Annotated in this window: 18 protein-coding genes and 1 tRNA gene; 8 read left to right on the plus strand and 11 right to left on the minus strand. The window is 63.6% G+C overall.

Going from position 1 to position 15,068, the window contains the following annotated elements; translation table 11 throughout:
• Nucleotides 1–29 precede the first annotated feature (29 nt).
• The 3 genes from G7Z99_RS09455 (at nucleotide 30) to G7Z99_RS09465 (ending at nucleotide 2,140) form a co-directional block, all read left to right on the plus strand.
• Entirely contained in the window at nucleotides 30–245 is a 216-nt protein-coding gene (locus G7Z99_RS09455; RefSeq protein WP_181093446.1) for a hypothetical protein, read from the plus strand.
• Nucleotides 246–366: 121 nt separating this feature from the next.
• Nucleotides 367–876, plus strand: a complete 510-nt coding sequence (locus tag G7Z99_RS09460) for an acyloxyacyl hydrolase (protein ID WP_181093447.1) — start codon at nucleotides 367–369, stop codon at nucleotides 874–876.
• A 709-nt stretch (nucleotides 877–1,585) separates the two neighbouring features.
• The gene (locus tag G7Z99_RS09465; RefSeq protein WP_181093448.1) at nucleotides 1,586–2,140 is read left to right on the plus strand and encodes a hypothetical protein; all 555 of its coding nucleotides are present in this window, start codon (nucleotides 1,586–1,588) and stop codon (nucleotides 2,138–2,140) included.
• A gap of 284 nt (nucleotides 2,141–2,424) precedes the next feature.
• On the opposite strand, the gene G7Z99_RS09470 is transcribed toward G7Z99_RS09465, so the two are convergent.
• Nucleotides 2,425–2,509, minus strand: a tRNA-Leu gene (locus G7Z99_RS09470).
• A gap of 50 nt (nucleotides 2,510–2,559) precedes the next feature.
• Entirely contained in the window at nucleotides 2,560–2,811 is a 252-nt protein-coding gene (locus G7Z99_RS09475; protein WP_181093449.1) for a hypothetical protein, read from the minus strand.
• Between the two features lie 174 nt (nucleotides 2,812–2,985).
• Here G7Z99_RS09475 and G7Z99_RS09480 point away from each other — a divergent pair, with 174 nt between their 5' ends.
• From G7Z99_RS09480 to G7Z99_RS09490, 3 genes are read left to right on the plus strand one after another with little or no spacing between them, the layout of a single operon-like run.
• On the plus strand, nucleotides 2,986–4,161 hold the full coding sequence (locus G7Z99_RS09480; RefSeq protein WP_181093450.1) for a two-component system sensor histidine kinase NtrB: 1,176 nt from the start codon (nucleotides 2,986–2,988) through the stop codon (nucleotides 4,159–4,161).
• The gene (locus G7Z99_RS09485; protein ID WP_181093451.1) at nucleotides 4,154–5,599 is read left to right on the plus strand and encodes an ATPase domain-containing protein; all 1,446 of its coding nucleotides are present in this window, start codon (nucleotides 4,154–4,156) and stop codon (nucleotides 5,597–5,599) included. Before G7Z99_RS09480 ends, G7Z99_RS09485 begins: the two co-directional genes overlap by 8 nt.
• 19 nt (nucleotides 5,600–5,618) lie before the next feature.
• Complete coding sequence (locus G7Z99_RS09490) at nucleotides 5,619–5,984, plus strand: response regulator (RefSeq protein ID WP_181093452.1); 366 nt, start codon at nucleotides 5,619–5,621, stop codon at nucleotides 5,982–5,984.
• Nucleotides 5,985–6,048: 64 nt separating this feature from the next.
• Here G7Z99_RS09490 and csrA read toward each other — a convergent pair whose 3' ends face one another.
• The 6 genes from csrA to G7Z99_RS09520 all read right to left on the minus strand — a co-directional run bounded on the left by csrA (nucleotide 6,049) and on the right by G7Z99_RS09520 (nucleotide 10,646).
• Nucleotides 6,049–6,246, minus strand: coding sequence for a carbon storage regulator CsrA (csrA, locus tag G7Z99_RS09495; protein ID WP_181093453.1), 198 nt, complete (start codon nucleotides 6,244–6,246; stop codon nucleotides 6,049–6,051).
• Between the two features lie 269 nt (nucleotides 6,247–6,515).
• Entirely contained in the window at nucleotides 6,516–7,535 is a 1,020-nt protein-coding gene (locus G7Z99_RS09500) for a DNA topoisomerase IB (RefSeq protein WP_181093454.1), read from the minus strand.
• Between the two features lie 63 nt (nucleotides 7,536–7,598).
• Nucleotides 7,599–8,687 (minus strand): molybdenum ABC transporter ATP-binding protein, encoded by a 1,089-nt coding sequence (modC, locus tag G7Z99_RS09505; RefSeq protein WP_181093455.1) that lies wholly within the window; start codon nucleotides 8,685–8,687, stop codon nucleotides 7,599–7,601.
• A gap of 1 nt (nucleotide 8,688) precedes the next feature.
• Nucleotides 8,689–9,369: a molybdate ABC transporter permease subunit gene (modB, locus tag G7Z99_RS09510; protein ID WP_181093456.1), complete on the minus strand. Its 681-nt coding sequence runs from the start codon at nucleotides 9,367–9,369 to the stop codon at nucleotides 8,689–8,691.
• Nucleotides 9,369–10,127 carry a molybdate ABC transporter substrate-binding protein gene (modA, locus tag G7Z99_RS09515; RefSeq protein WP_181093457.1) on the minus strand — a complete coding sequence of 253 codons (759 nt, stop codon included), beginning with the start codon at nucleotides 10,125–10,127 and terminating at the stop codon, nucleotides 9,369–9,371. Before modA ends, modB begins: the two co-directional genes overlap by 1 nt.
• A 201-nt stretch (nucleotides 10,128–10,328) precedes the next feature.
• On the minus strand, nucleotides 10,329–10,646 hold the full coding sequence (locus G7Z99_RS09520) for an RcnB family protein (RefSeq protein WP_181093458.1): 318 nt from the start codon (nucleotides 10,644–10,646) through the stop codon (nucleotides 10,329–10,331).
• A gap of 114 nt (nucleotides 10,647–10,760) precedes the next feature.
• Here G7Z99_RS09520 and G7Z99_RS09525 point away from each other — a divergent pair, with 114 nt between their 5' ends.
• Entirely contained in the window at nucleotides 10,761–11,111 is a 351-nt protein-coding gene (locus G7Z99_RS09525; RefSeq protein WP_181093459.1) for a hypothetical protein, read from the plus strand.
• 70 nt (nucleotides 11,112–11,181) lie between these two features.
• On the opposite strand, the gene G7Z99_RS09530 is transcribed toward G7Z99_RS09525, so the two are convergent.
• The gene (locus G7Z99_RS09530; RefSeq protein WP_219854159.1) at nucleotides 11,182–11,829 is read right to left on the minus strand and encodes a sel1 repeat family protein; all 648 of its coding nucleotides are present in this window, start codon (nucleotides 11,827–11,829) and stop codon (nucleotides 11,182–11,184) included.
• A 318-nt stretch (nucleotides 11,830–12,147) separates the two neighbouring features.
• Nucleotides 12,148–12,798 carry a LysE family translocator gene (locus tag G7Z99_RS09535; protein WP_181093461.1) on the minus strand — a complete coding sequence of 217 codons (651 nt, stop codon included), beginning with the start codon at nucleotides 12,796–12,798 and terminating at the stop codon, nucleotides 12,148–12,150.
• A gap of 164 nt (nucleotides 12,799–12,962) precedes the next feature.
• Here G7Z99_RS09535 and G7Z99_RS09540 point away from each other — a divergent pair, with 164 nt between their 5' ends.
• On the plus strand, nucleotides 12,963–13,898 hold the full coding sequence (locus G7Z99_RS09540; RefSeq protein ID WP_181093462.1) for a LysR substrate-binding domain-containing protein: 936 nt from the start codon (nucleotides 12,963–12,965) through the stop codon (nucleotides 13,896–13,898).
• Here the strand turns inward: G7Z99_RS09540 and G7Z99_RS09545 are convergent.
• On the minus strand, nucleotides 13,895–15,043 hold the full coding sequence (locus tag G7Z99_RS09545) for a M14 family metallopeptidase (RefSeq protein ID WP_181093463.1): 1,149 nt from the start codon (nucleotides 15,041–15,043) through the stop codon (nucleotides 13,895–13,897). The genes G7Z99_RS09540 and G7Z99_RS09545 overlap by 4 nt on opposite strands.
• Between the last annotated feature and the right edge of the window lie 25 nt (nucleotides 15,044–15,068).

Below are 15,068 nucleotides of genomic sequence, written 5' to 3' on the forward strand. Positions count from 1 at the left end.
ACAGCCCAGCCCGGTCCAGAGCCTGCGCCATGCACGAAGACGACGATGACCTGCACGAACCCGAGCACGATCACCTGCTCGACCATGAGTTTCTCGATGACGACGACAGCGAGGACGGCGAAGACGCCGCGGATGCGCTCGACGACCTCGACGAACCGGAGGTGCACGAGGCGGCCGAAGACCTGCTGGCGTTCGACGACGAGGAACGCGACCACCCAGCCTGGTTCGACGACTGTGATGACTGAGGTGCCTTTTTCAGTCCGGTTTCAGACGTTTCAAAATTTTTCACGTTGTCAGGGAACGATTTGATGGCACTATGCTTCTGATGGGCTACGTTCAAATAACACCATTCAGAGCCACCGTGATATGAAAAAAACTATCGTCGCCGCACTGCTGTCCCTTTCCGCCTTTTCGGTCTCCGCTGCCGAGATTTCGGGCGCTGTAGGTGCCACCAGCCAGGGCGGCCTGACCGCTCGCGTCGGCATGGGTTTCGGTTGGGACAAATCCTGGTTCGAGACCGACACCGGCCGTTTGACCGGTTACTGGGACGCAGGCTACACCTACTGGGAAGCAGGCGACGCCTCGGGCGGCGCGCACTCGCTGTCGTTTGCACCCGTGTTCGTCTACGAGTTCGGTAACGGCCACGTCAAGCCGTTCGTCGAGGCCGGTATCGGGGTCGCGGTGTTCTCTGGCACGACTGCCGGCAATCAGGAGTTGGGCTCGGCCTTCAACTTCGAAGACCGCATTGGCGCAGGCCTGAAGATCGGCGAGACCCAGCGTGTGGGCTTGCGTGCCATTCACTACTCCAATGCGGGTATCAGGCAGCCCAACGACGGTATCGAGTCGTTCTCGCTGTTCTACAGTCACGCGATCTGAGTCGTCTCGTCTGAGGCCGGGGGCTGCCAGCCCTCGGCTTGACTGTCTTCTTCGTCCGTGCCGGCGTTCGTAGCGATCTTTTGGCTCTTGGCACACTCGAGTTTTAAGCGCATGGGGTACCAGGGCAGACCCACTGGTCACGGCCTTGTGCGGCACGCTTTCAACGGCACTGAACGAGATGAGTTACAACGTGGATTGGGTCGAGGTGCAACTATCGCACGCTGGAGACAACAAGATCCGGAGGACCAGTCCAAGCAACTACTTCAGACTTCACCCAGGCAACGCCGTGGGTACTCAGCTTTAATGAGTAGGTCTTGATGACCCGCTCCTGCTGGTACGGTAAGCGAAGCGCCACAGGCTGCCCATCAGCATATATGGCGCTTTGCTGAATCACTTCGAGTTGAAGCTGCCCAACACCCGCTTGGTCGCATCGTCGTCCTTGCCCTTGAGCCCCTATTTGAACGTCTGAGCGATCGCCTCGTGCTGTGTGCCCCCCACCAAGCCAGCGCAGCTTAAAAACAGGTGGCGAGCCGCTGGTGAGGAAGAACATGCACAAGCGGAGGGCCTGCTCGCTCAAGCCCGCAAGCGGCATGGCCTTGCTCGAGCTAGAGCAAGGAAGGTTTCGGTTCGATGTTCCAAATATAATCCCTGGAACCTTATTGCTGTAATTATGTCAAGATGTCCGCATGCTCTAAACTATGGGGTTACCATGATAGCACTGAAGCCAGCCTTTCAAGTTCTAGCGTTAAGTGCTCTTTGCTTAAGTAGTGCTTTTGCTGAAGAAGTAAAGTACAACTGTCAAAATTCCAAGGTCAAGGTGAATATACAGCCTCAGCCTCTCGCTTCTGCGCTAGATCAGCTGACCCTTCAAACGCATTGTCCAATCTCACGGGATGCTGATCTCAAAGGTGTGATTGGCAAAAAAGTCAGCGGTTATATGACACCCATCGATGCGCTCGTTGAGCTCTCAAAAGACACAGGGTTGGAAGCCTCAACTTTGCGCCAGGGGCTAGGTGTAGGAAAATATGAGCAGGATAAGCTAGCGCTTCGTGCTGCTGGCTTGAAGCATGACCTTGAGAAGGCTGTCGATAAAAAGTCAATGACTCAAGAGCGGGCGAGGCGCTTGAGTCAGAAGTTGGACAAGATAGTCGATGAAGCTAAAGAGCTGGCGATGAGGCAGGGTTTTGTAAGTTCTGCCGAAATCGCCAGTTATGAAAGAAGCATGGCGGATATAGCTAAATCGATTGCACCTGTCGCGCGTTAAGCGGATTGCAAAAAGCGCTCGAAGCTTCAGATTACCGGCCAGGGTTGGGCACCTTCAGTTGCAGCTCGTATCCAGACTGACCTAGGCACAGAGCTGTAATTTGGAGCGCAGCGAGTGCTACACACCGCTGCATCCTCATTCGTCCAGCTAACGCCCCATCCATGGGCGCAGCGTCAGCGAACATAGTAGGGCGCAGCGTCAGCGAACATAGTACATCGATCCGTACACTGCCCAAGCCTGAACGCAAAAAAGCCCAGCGAATGCTGGGCTTTTCCATCTCGATCTGGTGCCCCGAGCCGGACTCGAACCGGCACACCTTGCGGCGGCGCATTTTAAGTGCGATGTGTCTACCAATTTCACCATCGGGGCGCGATGTGAAGCGGCCAATTAGACACCGAAAGGCCGCGTAAATCAATAGCTTAAGCCGAGTCGGCGGCCTGTGCGCCAGGGTTTGCGGACGTAGGCGTCATGGCGTCGGCGATGCCGCGCAGCTCACTGACGGAGGCCTGCAGGTCATGGATCTGCTGGTGCACCAGCGCGATGTCGGCCTGCTGCGAGCCACGACTCAGGTAGGCGGCATGGCCCTGAAGCGCCCTTGAAATGGCTTCGAGTTCGCTTGCGGTACGTCTGAGGTCTTCTTGCAGGCTTTGCGTACGGTGGGGTGCAGACATGAACGTTCCTGGTCGGCAAGTGAGGGGCATCGAAATGGCGACTATAGGCCACTCCCCGTGTGGCTGCCATGTCTGCGGCGCCTGAACACCTGGACAAGTATTCGACCACCGGTCGCGTCGGACGCGTGGCTGATGTACCCTGCCTGTCGAATTCTTACGCGGTAGGGAGCTTCCATGGTTTCTGGCGACCGCCTCGTGTCTGGCAACGATCAGACCAACGCCTATGAGCAACTCGTTCAAGCGGTGATCGACTACGCCATCTACCGGCTCGACCCTACTGGCCGCGTCGTGTCATGGAACAAGGGCGCGCAACGCATCAAGGGCTATGCCGCCGAAGAGGTGATCGGTCAGCACTTCTCGCTGTTCTTCACCGAACAGGATTGCGCCCAGGGTCGCCCCGAGACGTTGTTGCAGCGCGCCTTGCGTGACGGTGTCTCTCAGGACGAAGGCTGGCGGGTACGCAAGGATGGCACGCGTTTCTGGGCGCTCGTCGCGCTGGACGTGATCCGCGATGAACAGGGTACGATCGTCGGCCTGGCCAAGGTGACGCGTGACATCACCGACCGCAAGGACGCCGCCGGCCAGCTCGATGCCATGCGCGCGCAGCTGTTCCAGGCACAGAAGCTCGAGGCGCTCGGGCAGCTCACCGGTGGCCTGGCCCATGACTTCAACAACCTGCTGACGATCATCCTCGGTTCGGCCCGTCTGGCCTTGGCCAGTCAGGATCCGGCGCGTGTCGACACCCTGCTCGAGCACATCGTCGCGGCTGGTGAGCGCGGCACCGAGTTGACGCAGCAACTGCTGAGCTTCGCCCGGCATCGGCAGCTGGAAGTGAGCGCCATCGCACCTGCGGCCGTGATCGCGTCTACCCAAGGCCTGATCGGGCAGGCGCTCCCTGAGCGCATCACGCTGGAGCAGGTGCTGCAACCCGCGTTGCCCTTGATCGAGGTGGATGTCGGGCAGTTGCAGATGGCGTTGTTGAACCTGGTGTTCAATGCCCGTGATGCGATCGAAGGCCGTGGAACGGTCAGCCTGCGGGCCGAACTGGCCGAGCTGTACGGCGAGCCGGAGGGGCTGCAAGGCTTCTATGTCCGGTTCGACGTCTGCGACACCGGACAGGGGATTGAACCTGCGATCATGGCGCGGGTCTTTGAACCATTCTTCACGACGAAAGCCTTCGGCAAAGGCACCGGGCTCGGCTTGAGCCAGGTGTATGGTTTCGCCAAACAGAGTCAGGGCACCGTCCAGGCAAGAAGCACCTTGGGCGGGGGTACCTGCATGAGTCTTTTTATACCGGTCTGGGCCGGTCAGTTCGATGCGGCACAGGACACAGGTCACGCACATGGTTGAAACACTCAAACGCCTCACCACGGGTATCGAAGGGCTGGACGCGTTGCTCAAGGGCGGTCTGCTGACGGGCGGTGCCTACATCGTCCAGGGCAATCCCGGGTCCGGCAAGACGATCATGGCCAACCAGATGGCCTGCCATCATGTGCGTCAGGGCGGACGTGTCCTGGTCGGCACCCTGTTGGCCGAATCCCATGATCGCCTGTTCCAGTACCTGTCGGGCCTGACGTTCTTCGACCCGGCCCTGGTGGGGCGTGAAATCCAGTATTTGAGCGCCTTCGGCACGCTGGAACAGGAAGGCCTGCCGGCCGTGGTCAAGCTGTTGCGCCGGGAAATCGCGCGTCAGCAGGCCAGCCTGCTGATCATCGACGGGCTGCTCAACGCCCGCTCGCGTGCCGACAGCAGCCTCGACACGAAGAAATTCATTTCCGAGCTGCAGGGGCATGCGGCGTTCGCCGGCTGTACGGTCCTGTTGCTCACCAGCTCGCGCCTGGAAGAAGGCAGCCCCGAGCACACCATGGTCGATGGCGTGATCGAGCTGAGCGAGATGCCTTTGGGCAGTCGTGCGATTCGTCAGGTGCAATTGCGCAAGACGCGCGGCAGCAGCGCGCTGTCCGGTGTGCACGAGTGCGAGATCACCCAGGACGGCCTGCAGGTCTATCCTCGTCTGGAAGCCCGGTACAGTCGTCCTTCACAGTTGGGCGAGGCGACCCTGCAGCGGATCTCGAGCGGTACCGAAGCCTTGGATCACATGATCGGAGGGGGGCTGCCCGAAGGCGGCGTGACGCTGGTCCTGGGCCCTTCGGGCATCGGCAAGACCTCGCTCGGGCTGAGTTTCCTGGCCGCTGCCACTCCCAGCGCGCCTGCCTTGCACTTCGGGTTCTATGAAACGCCACCGCGTCTGGTGCTCAAGGCGGCGGCGCTGGGGTTCGATTTTGCCGCGCTGGCCGAGGAAGGCGCGCTGCACTGGTGCTGGCAGCCGACCACCGAAGGGCTGCTGGATCAGGTAGGCGAACGCTTGCTGCGCCATGTGGATACGCATGGCATCAAGCGTGTGCTGCTCGATGGCCTGGGCGCGTTCGGACGCCTGACCAACGATTCGCCACGGCTCAACGAGTTCTATCGGGCGCTGACCGGCGAGTTGCGTGCGCGCAATGTCAGCAGCATGGCGACGTGGGAGATGAGCGATCTGCTCGGTACGTCATTCAACGCGCCAGCGCCCGAACTGTCGGGCATCATCGACAATCTGGTACTGATGCGCTTCGTCGAGCACGAGGCCAGGCTCAAGCGGGTGTTGTCGGTGGTGAAAGTGCGCGACAGCGATTTCGATCCAGCGTTCTATGAGGTGCTGATGCAAGCCAAGGGGCTGGGTTTGCGCAGGTTCTTCGGAGGCGGTACCGCGATGAATGCGGGTTTGCCGGTGCACAGTGCGAACCTCTGACGCAACGGTTGCCCCAGGCATGCCAACCATCCTGGTGGTCGACGACGAGTACCTGATCGCCGACATCCTCGGGTTCGCGCTCGAGGACGAAGGCTTTCATGTGTTCACGGCCAGCAATGGACGCGCGGCCCTGGAGATGCTCGGGGCCCAGTCGATCGACCTGGTAATCACCGACTACATGATGCCGGTGCTCAATGGCCAGGAGCTGGTCACAGCCATTCGCGCCGAGCCGACCTTGTCGAAGCTCCCGGTCATCCTCATGAGCGGGGCTCAGGCCAACCAGGCGCAGGTGGGCCCTGCGGCGTTCTGCGCCGTGTTCGAAAAGCCGTTCGATGTCTGGCGGATGATCGCCAAGGTGCGGGAGCTGCTGGAAGGGAGGCGGTGAAAATCATGCGCTGCCCGACGGGACGGACAGGCGAGCGCATCAAAAGGCGATGAGGCGGGTCGAATCAGCGTGGATCGTCCGCGCGCTCCGGCGCCGGGCTGCCAGCCTGGATACGTTTGAAAATCTCTTCGCGGTGCACCTGGACATCTTTGGGTGCGTCGATGCCAATTCTCACTTGCATCCCTTTGACACCTAGAATGGTGACTTTGATGTCGTCATTGATGACGATGCTTTCGCCAACCTTGCGGGTGAGTATCAGCATGTACTTCTCCTTGGTGATGAACTGCGCCGTGCAGACGGTCCTGCCACGGTCGGGAGCGGGGCCCCATGGCCTTGTCCCTCTTCCTAATCATTAAAGACGCTTGCAGCGCGGAGTAATTCCCTTCGAGGTGAAATCTCCTGCCGGTCTTCGCTGCAGGAGCCGAGTGGTTTCCGATCCGCAAACCACTCGGCGAGGTGCTCTGGTGCCAAGGATAGGGGGCTTCGCGTCAGATGGGAAATTTCTCTGAAGCATCGGTGGAATAGTCAGGCTCAATCGACGACGACTTCCAGGGCCTGGAGGAACTTGAGCAACACCACTTCTTCCGGTTCCAGCCCTTTGCGCGCACGGCTGTGGCGCAGTTCGGCCAGCTTGCCCAGGCTGAAGTGCTCGATCACCGCGGGGTGGATGTAGCACTTGCGGCACACGGCAGGGGTGTTCCCCAGCTTCTGGGCGACTTGCTTGACGATGGTCGCGACGTGCTGCTTGCCATGGGTGGGTGGCTCCCAGGGCAATGGGCGCAGCAAGTCCAGCGCCAACGCACTGCCGGCCCAGGTGCGATAGTCCTTGGCGGTGAAGTCGGCACCGGTCAGTTGCTGCAAGAACTGATTGATGTCGCTGGAACCGACGCTGTGGCGCTCGCCGTGTTCGTCCAGATACTGGAACAGGGACTGGCCCGGCAACTCCAGGCAGCGCTTGAGCACGGCGGCCAGGCGCCGGTCACGCAAGGTGACATCGTGGTCGACGCCGCTCTTGCCGCGAAAGTGGAAGCGAATGGTGTGGCCTTTGACGTCCACGTGGCGGTTGCGCAAGGTCGTCAGCCCGTAGGATTTGTTGTCGCGCACGTAGCGGTGGTTGCCAATGCGGATCAGCGTGCTGTCGAGCAGGCTGACCACCAGGGCCATGACCTTCTCGCGGTCCAGACCGGGCCGGGCGAGATGCTGGTCGATCTGCTGGCGCAGTTTCGGCAGCGCCTGGGCGAAGGCCAGCATGCGGCCGTACTTGTGCCCGTCGCGCAGGCTGCGCCATTCCACATGGTAGCGGTACTGCTTGCGCCCGCGGGCATCGCGACCGGTCGCCTGCAGATGGCCCTGCGGGTCGATGCAGATCCACACGTCGGTGTAGGCCGGCGGGATGGCCAGGGCCGCGATGCGTGCGAGCACCTCGGCATCGCGCACGCGCTGGCCGTCGGTGTCGAGGTAGATGAAGCGATCACGCCAGCGCTTGCGGCTGTAGCCGGGGTGGGTGTCGTCGACGTAGTGCAGGGAAGGGGGCAGCAGACACTCGGGCATGGCAGGGTCCGTTTCGAGGTGTTCATTCGATGGACATCAGCGGCCGGCCAGCGTGCCCCGTTTTCAGCCAAGCAGCGCCACCGACTTGATCTGCGCCCATAACGCCTGGCCCACGTGCACGCCCAGCTGGTCGGCCGAATAGCGCGTGATGCGCGCCAGCAGGGGCTGCCCGCCTGCGTCCAGGGCCACCAGCAGGTGGGCCGGGTTCTCTGTCGCCTGGCAGGCGCGCACCGTCACCGGCAGGCGGTTGAGGATGCTCGAGGCCTGATCTTCGGCCAGGCTCAGGCTCACGTCGCGTGCCTGGACCTGCACGCGCAGCCGGCTGCCGGGTGCACGCGAGCCATGGGCGATTCGCAGGCAGGCGTCCTGACCCGGCAGGCGCAGCGCCAAGAGGTGATAGTGGGCGTCATGGTCCAATACCTGGACGTCGAGGGTCACGCCGGCATCGTCGGCCTGTGCCAGCGACAGGTCCAGGCGTGCCAAGGTCTCGGCGATCGGCCCGCTGGCGAGCGCCCGACCTTGCTCGAGCACCACCAGGTGGTCGGCCAGCCGCGCCACCTCGTCCTGCGCATGGCTGACGTACACCACCGGGATGTCCAGTTCGTCGTGCAGGCGCTCCAGGTAGGGCAGGATCTCGCGCTTGCGCGGCCCGTCCAGTGCGGCCAGGGGTTCGTCCATCAACAGCAGCCTGGGGCTGGTCAGCAGCGCCCGGGCGATCCCCACCCGCTGCGCTTCACCGCCCGACAGCGTGGCGGGGCGGCGGTCGAGCAGGTGGGCGATGCCCAGCAGGGCGCAGGCGTGTTCCAGCTCGACCCTGCGCTGCGCCTGGGCGATGCGTCGCCAGCCGAACGTGAGGTTGGCGCGCACGTCCAGGTGCGCGAACAGGCTGGCCTCCTGGAACACGTAGCCGATCGAGCGTCGATGAGGCGGCAGGAAATGACCACGGGTACTGTCCTGCCAGACCTCTCCATCGACCTCGATGAAGGCCTCGTCGGCCTGCTCCAGGCCCGCGAGGCAGCGCAGGATCGTGGTCTTTCCCGAGCCGGATGGTCCGAACAGCGCACTGACGCCGCAGCCGGGCAGGCTCAGGTCGACCGCCAGCGTGAAATCCTCGCGCGCCAGGCGCAGGTTGACCTGTAGCGTTCCGTGCATGTCAGCTCCAGCTGCCGTGGCGGCGTCGGCCGGCGTACAGCACCAGCAGCACCAGGAAAGAGAACACCAGCATGACGCCCGCCAGCCAATGGGCCTGGGCGTACGCCATCGACTCCACGTGATCGAAGATCTGCACCGACACCACCCGCGTCATGTTCGGGATGTTGCCGCCAATCATGAGCACCACGCCGAACTCGCCGACCGTGTGGGCGAAGCCCAGGATCCCGGCCGTGACGAAGCCAGGACGCGCCAGGGGCAGGACCACGTGCACGAACCGATCCCAAGGGCCGGCGCGCAGGGTGGCCGCCACTTCCAGCGGGCGTTGGCCGATGGCGCCGAACGCGTTCTGCAGCGGCTGGACCACGAACGGCAGCGAGTACACCACCGAGCCGATCACAAGGCCGGTGAAACTGAACACCACGGTGCCCAGGCCCAAGGCCTGGGTCGCCTGGCCGATCCAGCCGTGCGGGCCGAGGGCGATCAGCAGGTAGAAACCGATCACCGTGGGCGGCAGTACCAGTGGCAGTGCCACGATCGCGCCGACCGGGCCGCGCAGCCAGGAGCGGGTACGCGCCAGCCACCAGGCGATCGGCGTGCCGATCACCAGCAGGATCAGCGTGGTCAGGCTGGCGAGCTTGGCTGTCAGCCAGATCGCGCCCAGGTCACTGGCATCGAGCGGCATCAGATGTCATAGCCGTAGGACTTGATCACCTGGGCGGCCTTCGGGCCTTTGAGGTAGTCCATGAAGGCGCGCGCGGCCGGATTGTCCTGGCCTTTCTTGAGAATGACCGCGTCCTGGCGGATCGGCGTGTGCAGGGTCGCGGGCACGATCCACGCCGAACCGCTCTGCAGTGCGCCATCCTTGTAGATCTGCGACAGCGCGACGAAACCCAGTTCGGCGTTGCCGGTCGAGACGAATTGATAGGCCTGGGTGATGTTCTGGCCCTCGACCCGCTTGGCCAGCGTGGCCTGGGTCAACCCCAGCTTGTCGAGCACTTCCATGGCCGCCAGTCCGTAAGGCGCGGTCTTGGGGTTGGCGATGGCCAGGTGCTTGAAGTCGCCTTGCTTGAGGACCTCGCCCTGACCGTCGACATAGCCGGGCGTGGGTGACCAGAGCGCCAGGGTGCCGATGGCGTAGGTGAAGCGTGAGCCAGGCACGGTGGCGTGTTCTTGTTCGAGCTTGGCAGGTGTGGTGTCGTCGGCGGCCAGGAACACATCGAACGGCGCGCCATTGTTGATCTGCGCGTAGAACTGTCCGGTAGCCCCGTACGCGGCGACCAGGGTATGGCCGGTGTCGTGTTCGAACGCCTGGGCCAAAGCCTTGACCGGTGCGGTGAAGTTGGCGGCGACGGCGACGTTCACCTCGTCGGCCGAAGCCGATTGGGCGCAGGCGAGCGCTAGCAGCAGTGGAGCCGCGAAACAGGAGAGCAGAGGGCGCATGAAGGGAGGTCCTGGGTTTTCGTTATAGACAGGACTATATAGCGACAGGGCCGCCGACGGGAAGCGTGCATCCATGGCGCAGGCGTGCATTGCAGGCAAGGGAGGGATCTTCAGGTTCCATGGCGGTGGAGGGGCCATGGAGTGGATCAGGCTGGTGCCTCGACTGCGCACCAGCTGAACAGTGACCCGTGCAGCGATCGATCACTTTTTCTTGGGAACGATTTCCATGATCACGCCATTGGTGATCTGCACCAGGACGTAGTGATCATCGATATCCACCCATTGGCTTACCTCGTCTTCCGGTGCCTTCAGCCCCTTGGCCTTCCAGTCCTTGATGGCCGCTTCATCGCGCTTGTACTGATCGGGCGCTTTGTCGCCCTGTTTCAGCTCACGATTGCGGGTCTGGTCGTTCTGGATGGATTCATCGGTCTTGCCAGCATCGGCGGCCTGGGCAGCCATGGGCAGACACGCGAAGGTGCCAGTCAGCAGCAGTGCGGACAACAGATGGCGCGGGTTCATGTAATTCTCCTTTCTGACATGGCATGTACTCGTCTGACAGCAACAGGCCACGAACAATTCACTCGAGCTGCACGCCAATGCTAGAGTCGGCTCCTTTTTCGAGGAGTGCGACAGATGCGACGAATCCTGACGATGGGCGCGGCAATGCTGCTGGCGGGGTGTGCCTCCTCGGTGATGCAAGAGGCGCGTCTGCGTGCGCCGGACGCCCGCATGGACTCGGCCAAGCCGCCGGTGCAGGTCGCCCAGTGCATCCAGTACAGCTGGCAGGACGAGCGCACCTTCGGGGTGGACGCCAGTGGTTACTTGGAAGCACGCGAGGCAGGGGTGTACACCGTGCATGTGCGCGATGCCGAGGTGTTCGTGGATGTGCGGCCGCAGGCCGGGGGCAGCCAGGTCGACTTCTATGCCCAGCGCCAGGAGGGCGCCGCGTTGCAGCGTCGTGCGACGGCCGCCACCTGCCTGTGACATCGGCGGCGTGGCCGTCAGGGGCAGGCAACCTGCGGCGAGGGCCCTGGCATGAGGGCATCGCCGGGCTTCAGTGATTGCTCAGCAGTCGCCGTTGCGCCGCCGCGCAGCCGTTGATCTCCACCGCCTTGAGCAGCAAGTCCCGGCGTTGCGATGAGTCCAGGTCGCCCAGCAAGCGATAGACCTCGGCCTGATAATCCCGTTGTCGACCCCACTGCATGGCCAGCCCCTGGGGACGATCACGGCTGCACTCTAGGCGTACCGCAGGCTGCGGGTAATAGGCAGCGTACAGGGTGGCCATGCCCGGGATCGCCTCCAGCGCGTCGCGGTAGCTGGCGCTGGCATTGAAGGGCGGGCACCACGTGGCGATGGCCGGGGCCGGCGGTGCGAAGCCTTGCTTCAGGCTGGCTTCCAGCAGCGGGCAGGCTGCATCGGAAATCTCGTCGGCAGGCAGGTAGTTCATGTAGTACAGCGCCAGCCGGTATTGCGCCACGGGGTGCCCCAGGCTCACGGACTTCTTCAGCAACGCCACGGCGGTCGGCAGCGTGCGCGCCATGGCCTGGCCTTGTCGGCTCAACTCGGGGTCGTTGTCCGCCGTCTGCAAGGGGCTGGCATCGTTTGGCACGTCAGCCTGCTCCAGCAGTGGCAGCGCCTGCCGGTAGAGCAGGTCGGCATGCGCGTCGATGCGCACGTCCATGGCCGAAGCGGCCACCGGCATCAGGACGGCCAGCAGGGCGGGAGCCACCCGGGCCACCGTCACAGGCAGGTCCGCTGGGCAGGGAAGGCGCCGGCAGGGCGCTGGGACGAGCGGGCGGTGTCAGTATTCATGCGGATGTCGTGGCGCCTCGGCCTATCTGGGCTACAGGGGGCTATTCTAGCCACGCTCCCCCCGTTGCCGAAAGCCATGGCAGCCCTGATTCGGATCAGCTGAGTGGATGACGAGGGTCGCAGGTGTCCGGAAAGAGTGCGTTTGCACCCTTCCAACCGCTTTAGAGCCGGTGCCGATGAGCATCTGCTCCGCTCATCGGTCTGTCCGTCATGAAACCGGGGCCAGCGCCAGATGCAGGTTGTGGAGCAGCCCCACCACGGCCATCAGCAGCAGCGCCCCACCCGAGACCAGGCTCACAGAGTGCGCATGGCGTGCTGAAGCCAGTCGGTGGGCGATGAGCACGTACAGGCTCAGCACCGACAGATCGACCAGCACCCAGACCCCGGTCAGTACGGCCAGGCTGGTCTCGAACGTGTCGGTCACGTGAAGGAATTGCGCGAAGAAGGCCACGAAGAACAGGATGTCCTTGGGGTTGCAGAGGCCGACCACGAACCCTTGTCGCACCCCGCTGGATCTGGCCGGCGCCTGCGGATCGGCCAGCGACGCCGACACGTCGGACACACGAGGGCGGTTCAGACTGCCACGCACGGCGTCCAGGCCCAGGTACCCCATGTACAGACAGCCCACCAGGCTCAGCCCGCTGAGCCAGGCCGCATCGAGCGCTGCGCCCGCGACGATCGTCCAGGCCGCCACTGCGATCAGCACCAGCGAGGCCGCATTGCTGCCCAGGGCGGTCAGAAGCGCCTGCCAGGCGCCGTTGCGGGTAGCGGCCGTGAGCACCAGCGCGACGACCGGCCCCGGTGTGGCGATCAGCAGCAGAACGGTCAAGGCATAGGTGCAAAGCAGGGCGGTATTCACAGCGGCTGATACTCCAGGCGGCATCACGGGCGCTTTTCGAGGGCGCACAAGAGGGAGGTCGAGAAGGCTCGACCCGAGGCCGGCATTTTCGGGTGCTGGAGCCACGCTGTAAAAGACCTGGAACTGGGCCTGATGATAAGTATGGCTAATGGTAAAGTCGCCCCATGTCAGAACGTATCCCCGCCCTGCAAGCCCTGCGTGCCTTCGAGGTAGCGGCTCGCCATGGGTCCTTCACGCGCGCCGCCGAGCAGTTGTGCATCAGCCAAGGCGCGATCAGCCAGCACGTCAAGACCGTGGAGGCGATGTTCGGCTGCGCCTTGTTCGAGCGTCGTGGCCCTAGGCTGAGGCTGACCGAGCACGGCCGATCGCTGGCCACGCAATTGGGGGCCGGGTTCGCCTTGATCGAAGACGCCTGCGCGGTGCTCAAGCACGAGCGGCATGGCATCCGGCTCAAGGCACCGTCTACGGTGAGCGTGCGCTGGCTGTTGCGGGCGCTGGACACCTTTCGCCAGCAGGCCGACGGGTTCGCGGTGCACTTGTCGAGCGTGTGGATGGACGTCGACCAGGTGGACTTCCAGAGCGAGCCTTACGACTGCGCTGTCCTGCTGGGCGGCCCCAAGGGGCACGGCGGTGCCGACAGCCTGGCGCTGTTCGACGAGTGGCTGGTGCCCGTCTGCAGCCCACGGTACCCGATCGATGCGCACCTGGGCCTGGCGGCCTTGAACCGGTGCCAGCTGCTGCACCCCTCACTCGACCGACGCGATTGGCGCCGCTGGCTGGCCGCCGTCGATGGCACGGGGGTCGAGGTCACACGCGGGCAGGTGTTCGACACGCTCGACCAGGGCATCAGCGCCGCTGTTCAGGGGCTTGGTGTGTCGGTGGTGGACCTGGCATTGGTCAGCGACGAACTGGCCTGTGGCCGCCTGGTCATGCCCTTCCGGCAGGCCGTGGCCACGGGCGATGGCTACCGCCTGCACTGGCCAGGCGGCAGCCCCAAGCGCGCGGCGCTCCACCGCCTGGGCGACTTTCTGCAGCGATGCCCGCCGGCCATGATGACCGACGGGATCGAGTGGATCGGCCTGCAGGACCCGGGTCGTTAACGCAGCGCGTCGACCAGTTGGCCGAGGGTGTTGAGTACTGCGCCAGCCAGGGCCTTGGAGCGCTCGCCTGACCAGCCGGTGAGGGCGTTGGGGGCGTCGTCATGGTCCTTGAACGGCATTTCCAGGGTCAGCGCCAGGCAGTCGTAGGCTTGCCCTACCGCATTGCAGGCCAAGGCCAGGTTGGCGTGCCCCGGTTGGTCGCGCAGGTAGCCATGGGTGGTCTGGAAGTCCTGGGTGACGGCGCAGAGCGTCTCGCGAAAGCGTGTTTCCAGCTCGGCGATGCGGGGCGTGTAGCCCGGATTGCCTTCGCAGGCGGCCACGAAGACGTGTGGGATTTCTTCGTCACCGTGCACATCGATGAAGGCATCCACACCGTATTGCTGCATCTGCGCCTTGGCGAAGAACACTTCCGGGCTGTCCTCGAGGCTGGCCTGCTGCCAGGCGCGGTTGAGGTCCACGCCCTTGAGGTTGGTGCGCAGGTGGCCATGCCAGGCACCGTCGGGGTTCATGTTGGGGATCAGGTAGAGGTCGGCCGCCTCGAGCAGGTGCCGGATGCCTGGTGTCGGCTGGACCAGCGCCTCGATCAGGCCTTCCATGAACCATTCGGCCATGTGCTCGCCAGGGTGCTGCTGGGCGATCAGCCAGAGCTTGCGCTTGTGCGCGGCGCCATTGCCGACGCGCAGCAGGGGGATGTCCCGGCCTTCGACGCTGCGGCCGTTGGCCAGTAGCGTGGTCGCGGGATGCGCCAGGGCCTGCTCGAGCAGCCGATGATGACGCGCCCGCGGGTACGGCTCGAAGTAGGCGAACCAGGCGGTGTCGGCCTGGGCGGTCAGCTCGAAGGTCAGTGCGTGCCCATCGAAGTCACTGGTCACCCGGAACCATGCCTGCTGATCGTACGAAGCGACGGCGCGATAGCCATGCCAGGCGGTGGGGTACGACGAGTGCCCGGCGTTCTCCAGCACGAAGCGATAGACCAGGCCTGACACCAGGCCTGCGACCTTGAAATGAAACCACTGAAAATGCGCGCTGGCCGTATCGGGACGGATCCTCAGGCGAATGTCGGTGGGGTCATGGAGATCGACCACCTCGATGTTGCCAGCGTCGAAGTCGCAGTCGATGTGCAGCGGAAGCAGCGTCACGGTCATGGCCAGGCTCCTGTGGCGTTTCTTG

The sequence above is a fragment of the Pseudomonas entomophila genome, from assembly GCF_013523165.1.
GTDB classification, from domain to species: domain Bacteria; phylum Pseudomonadota; class Gammaproteobacteria; order Pseudomonadales; family Pseudomonadaceae; genus Aquipseudomonas; species Aquipseudomonas entomophila_A.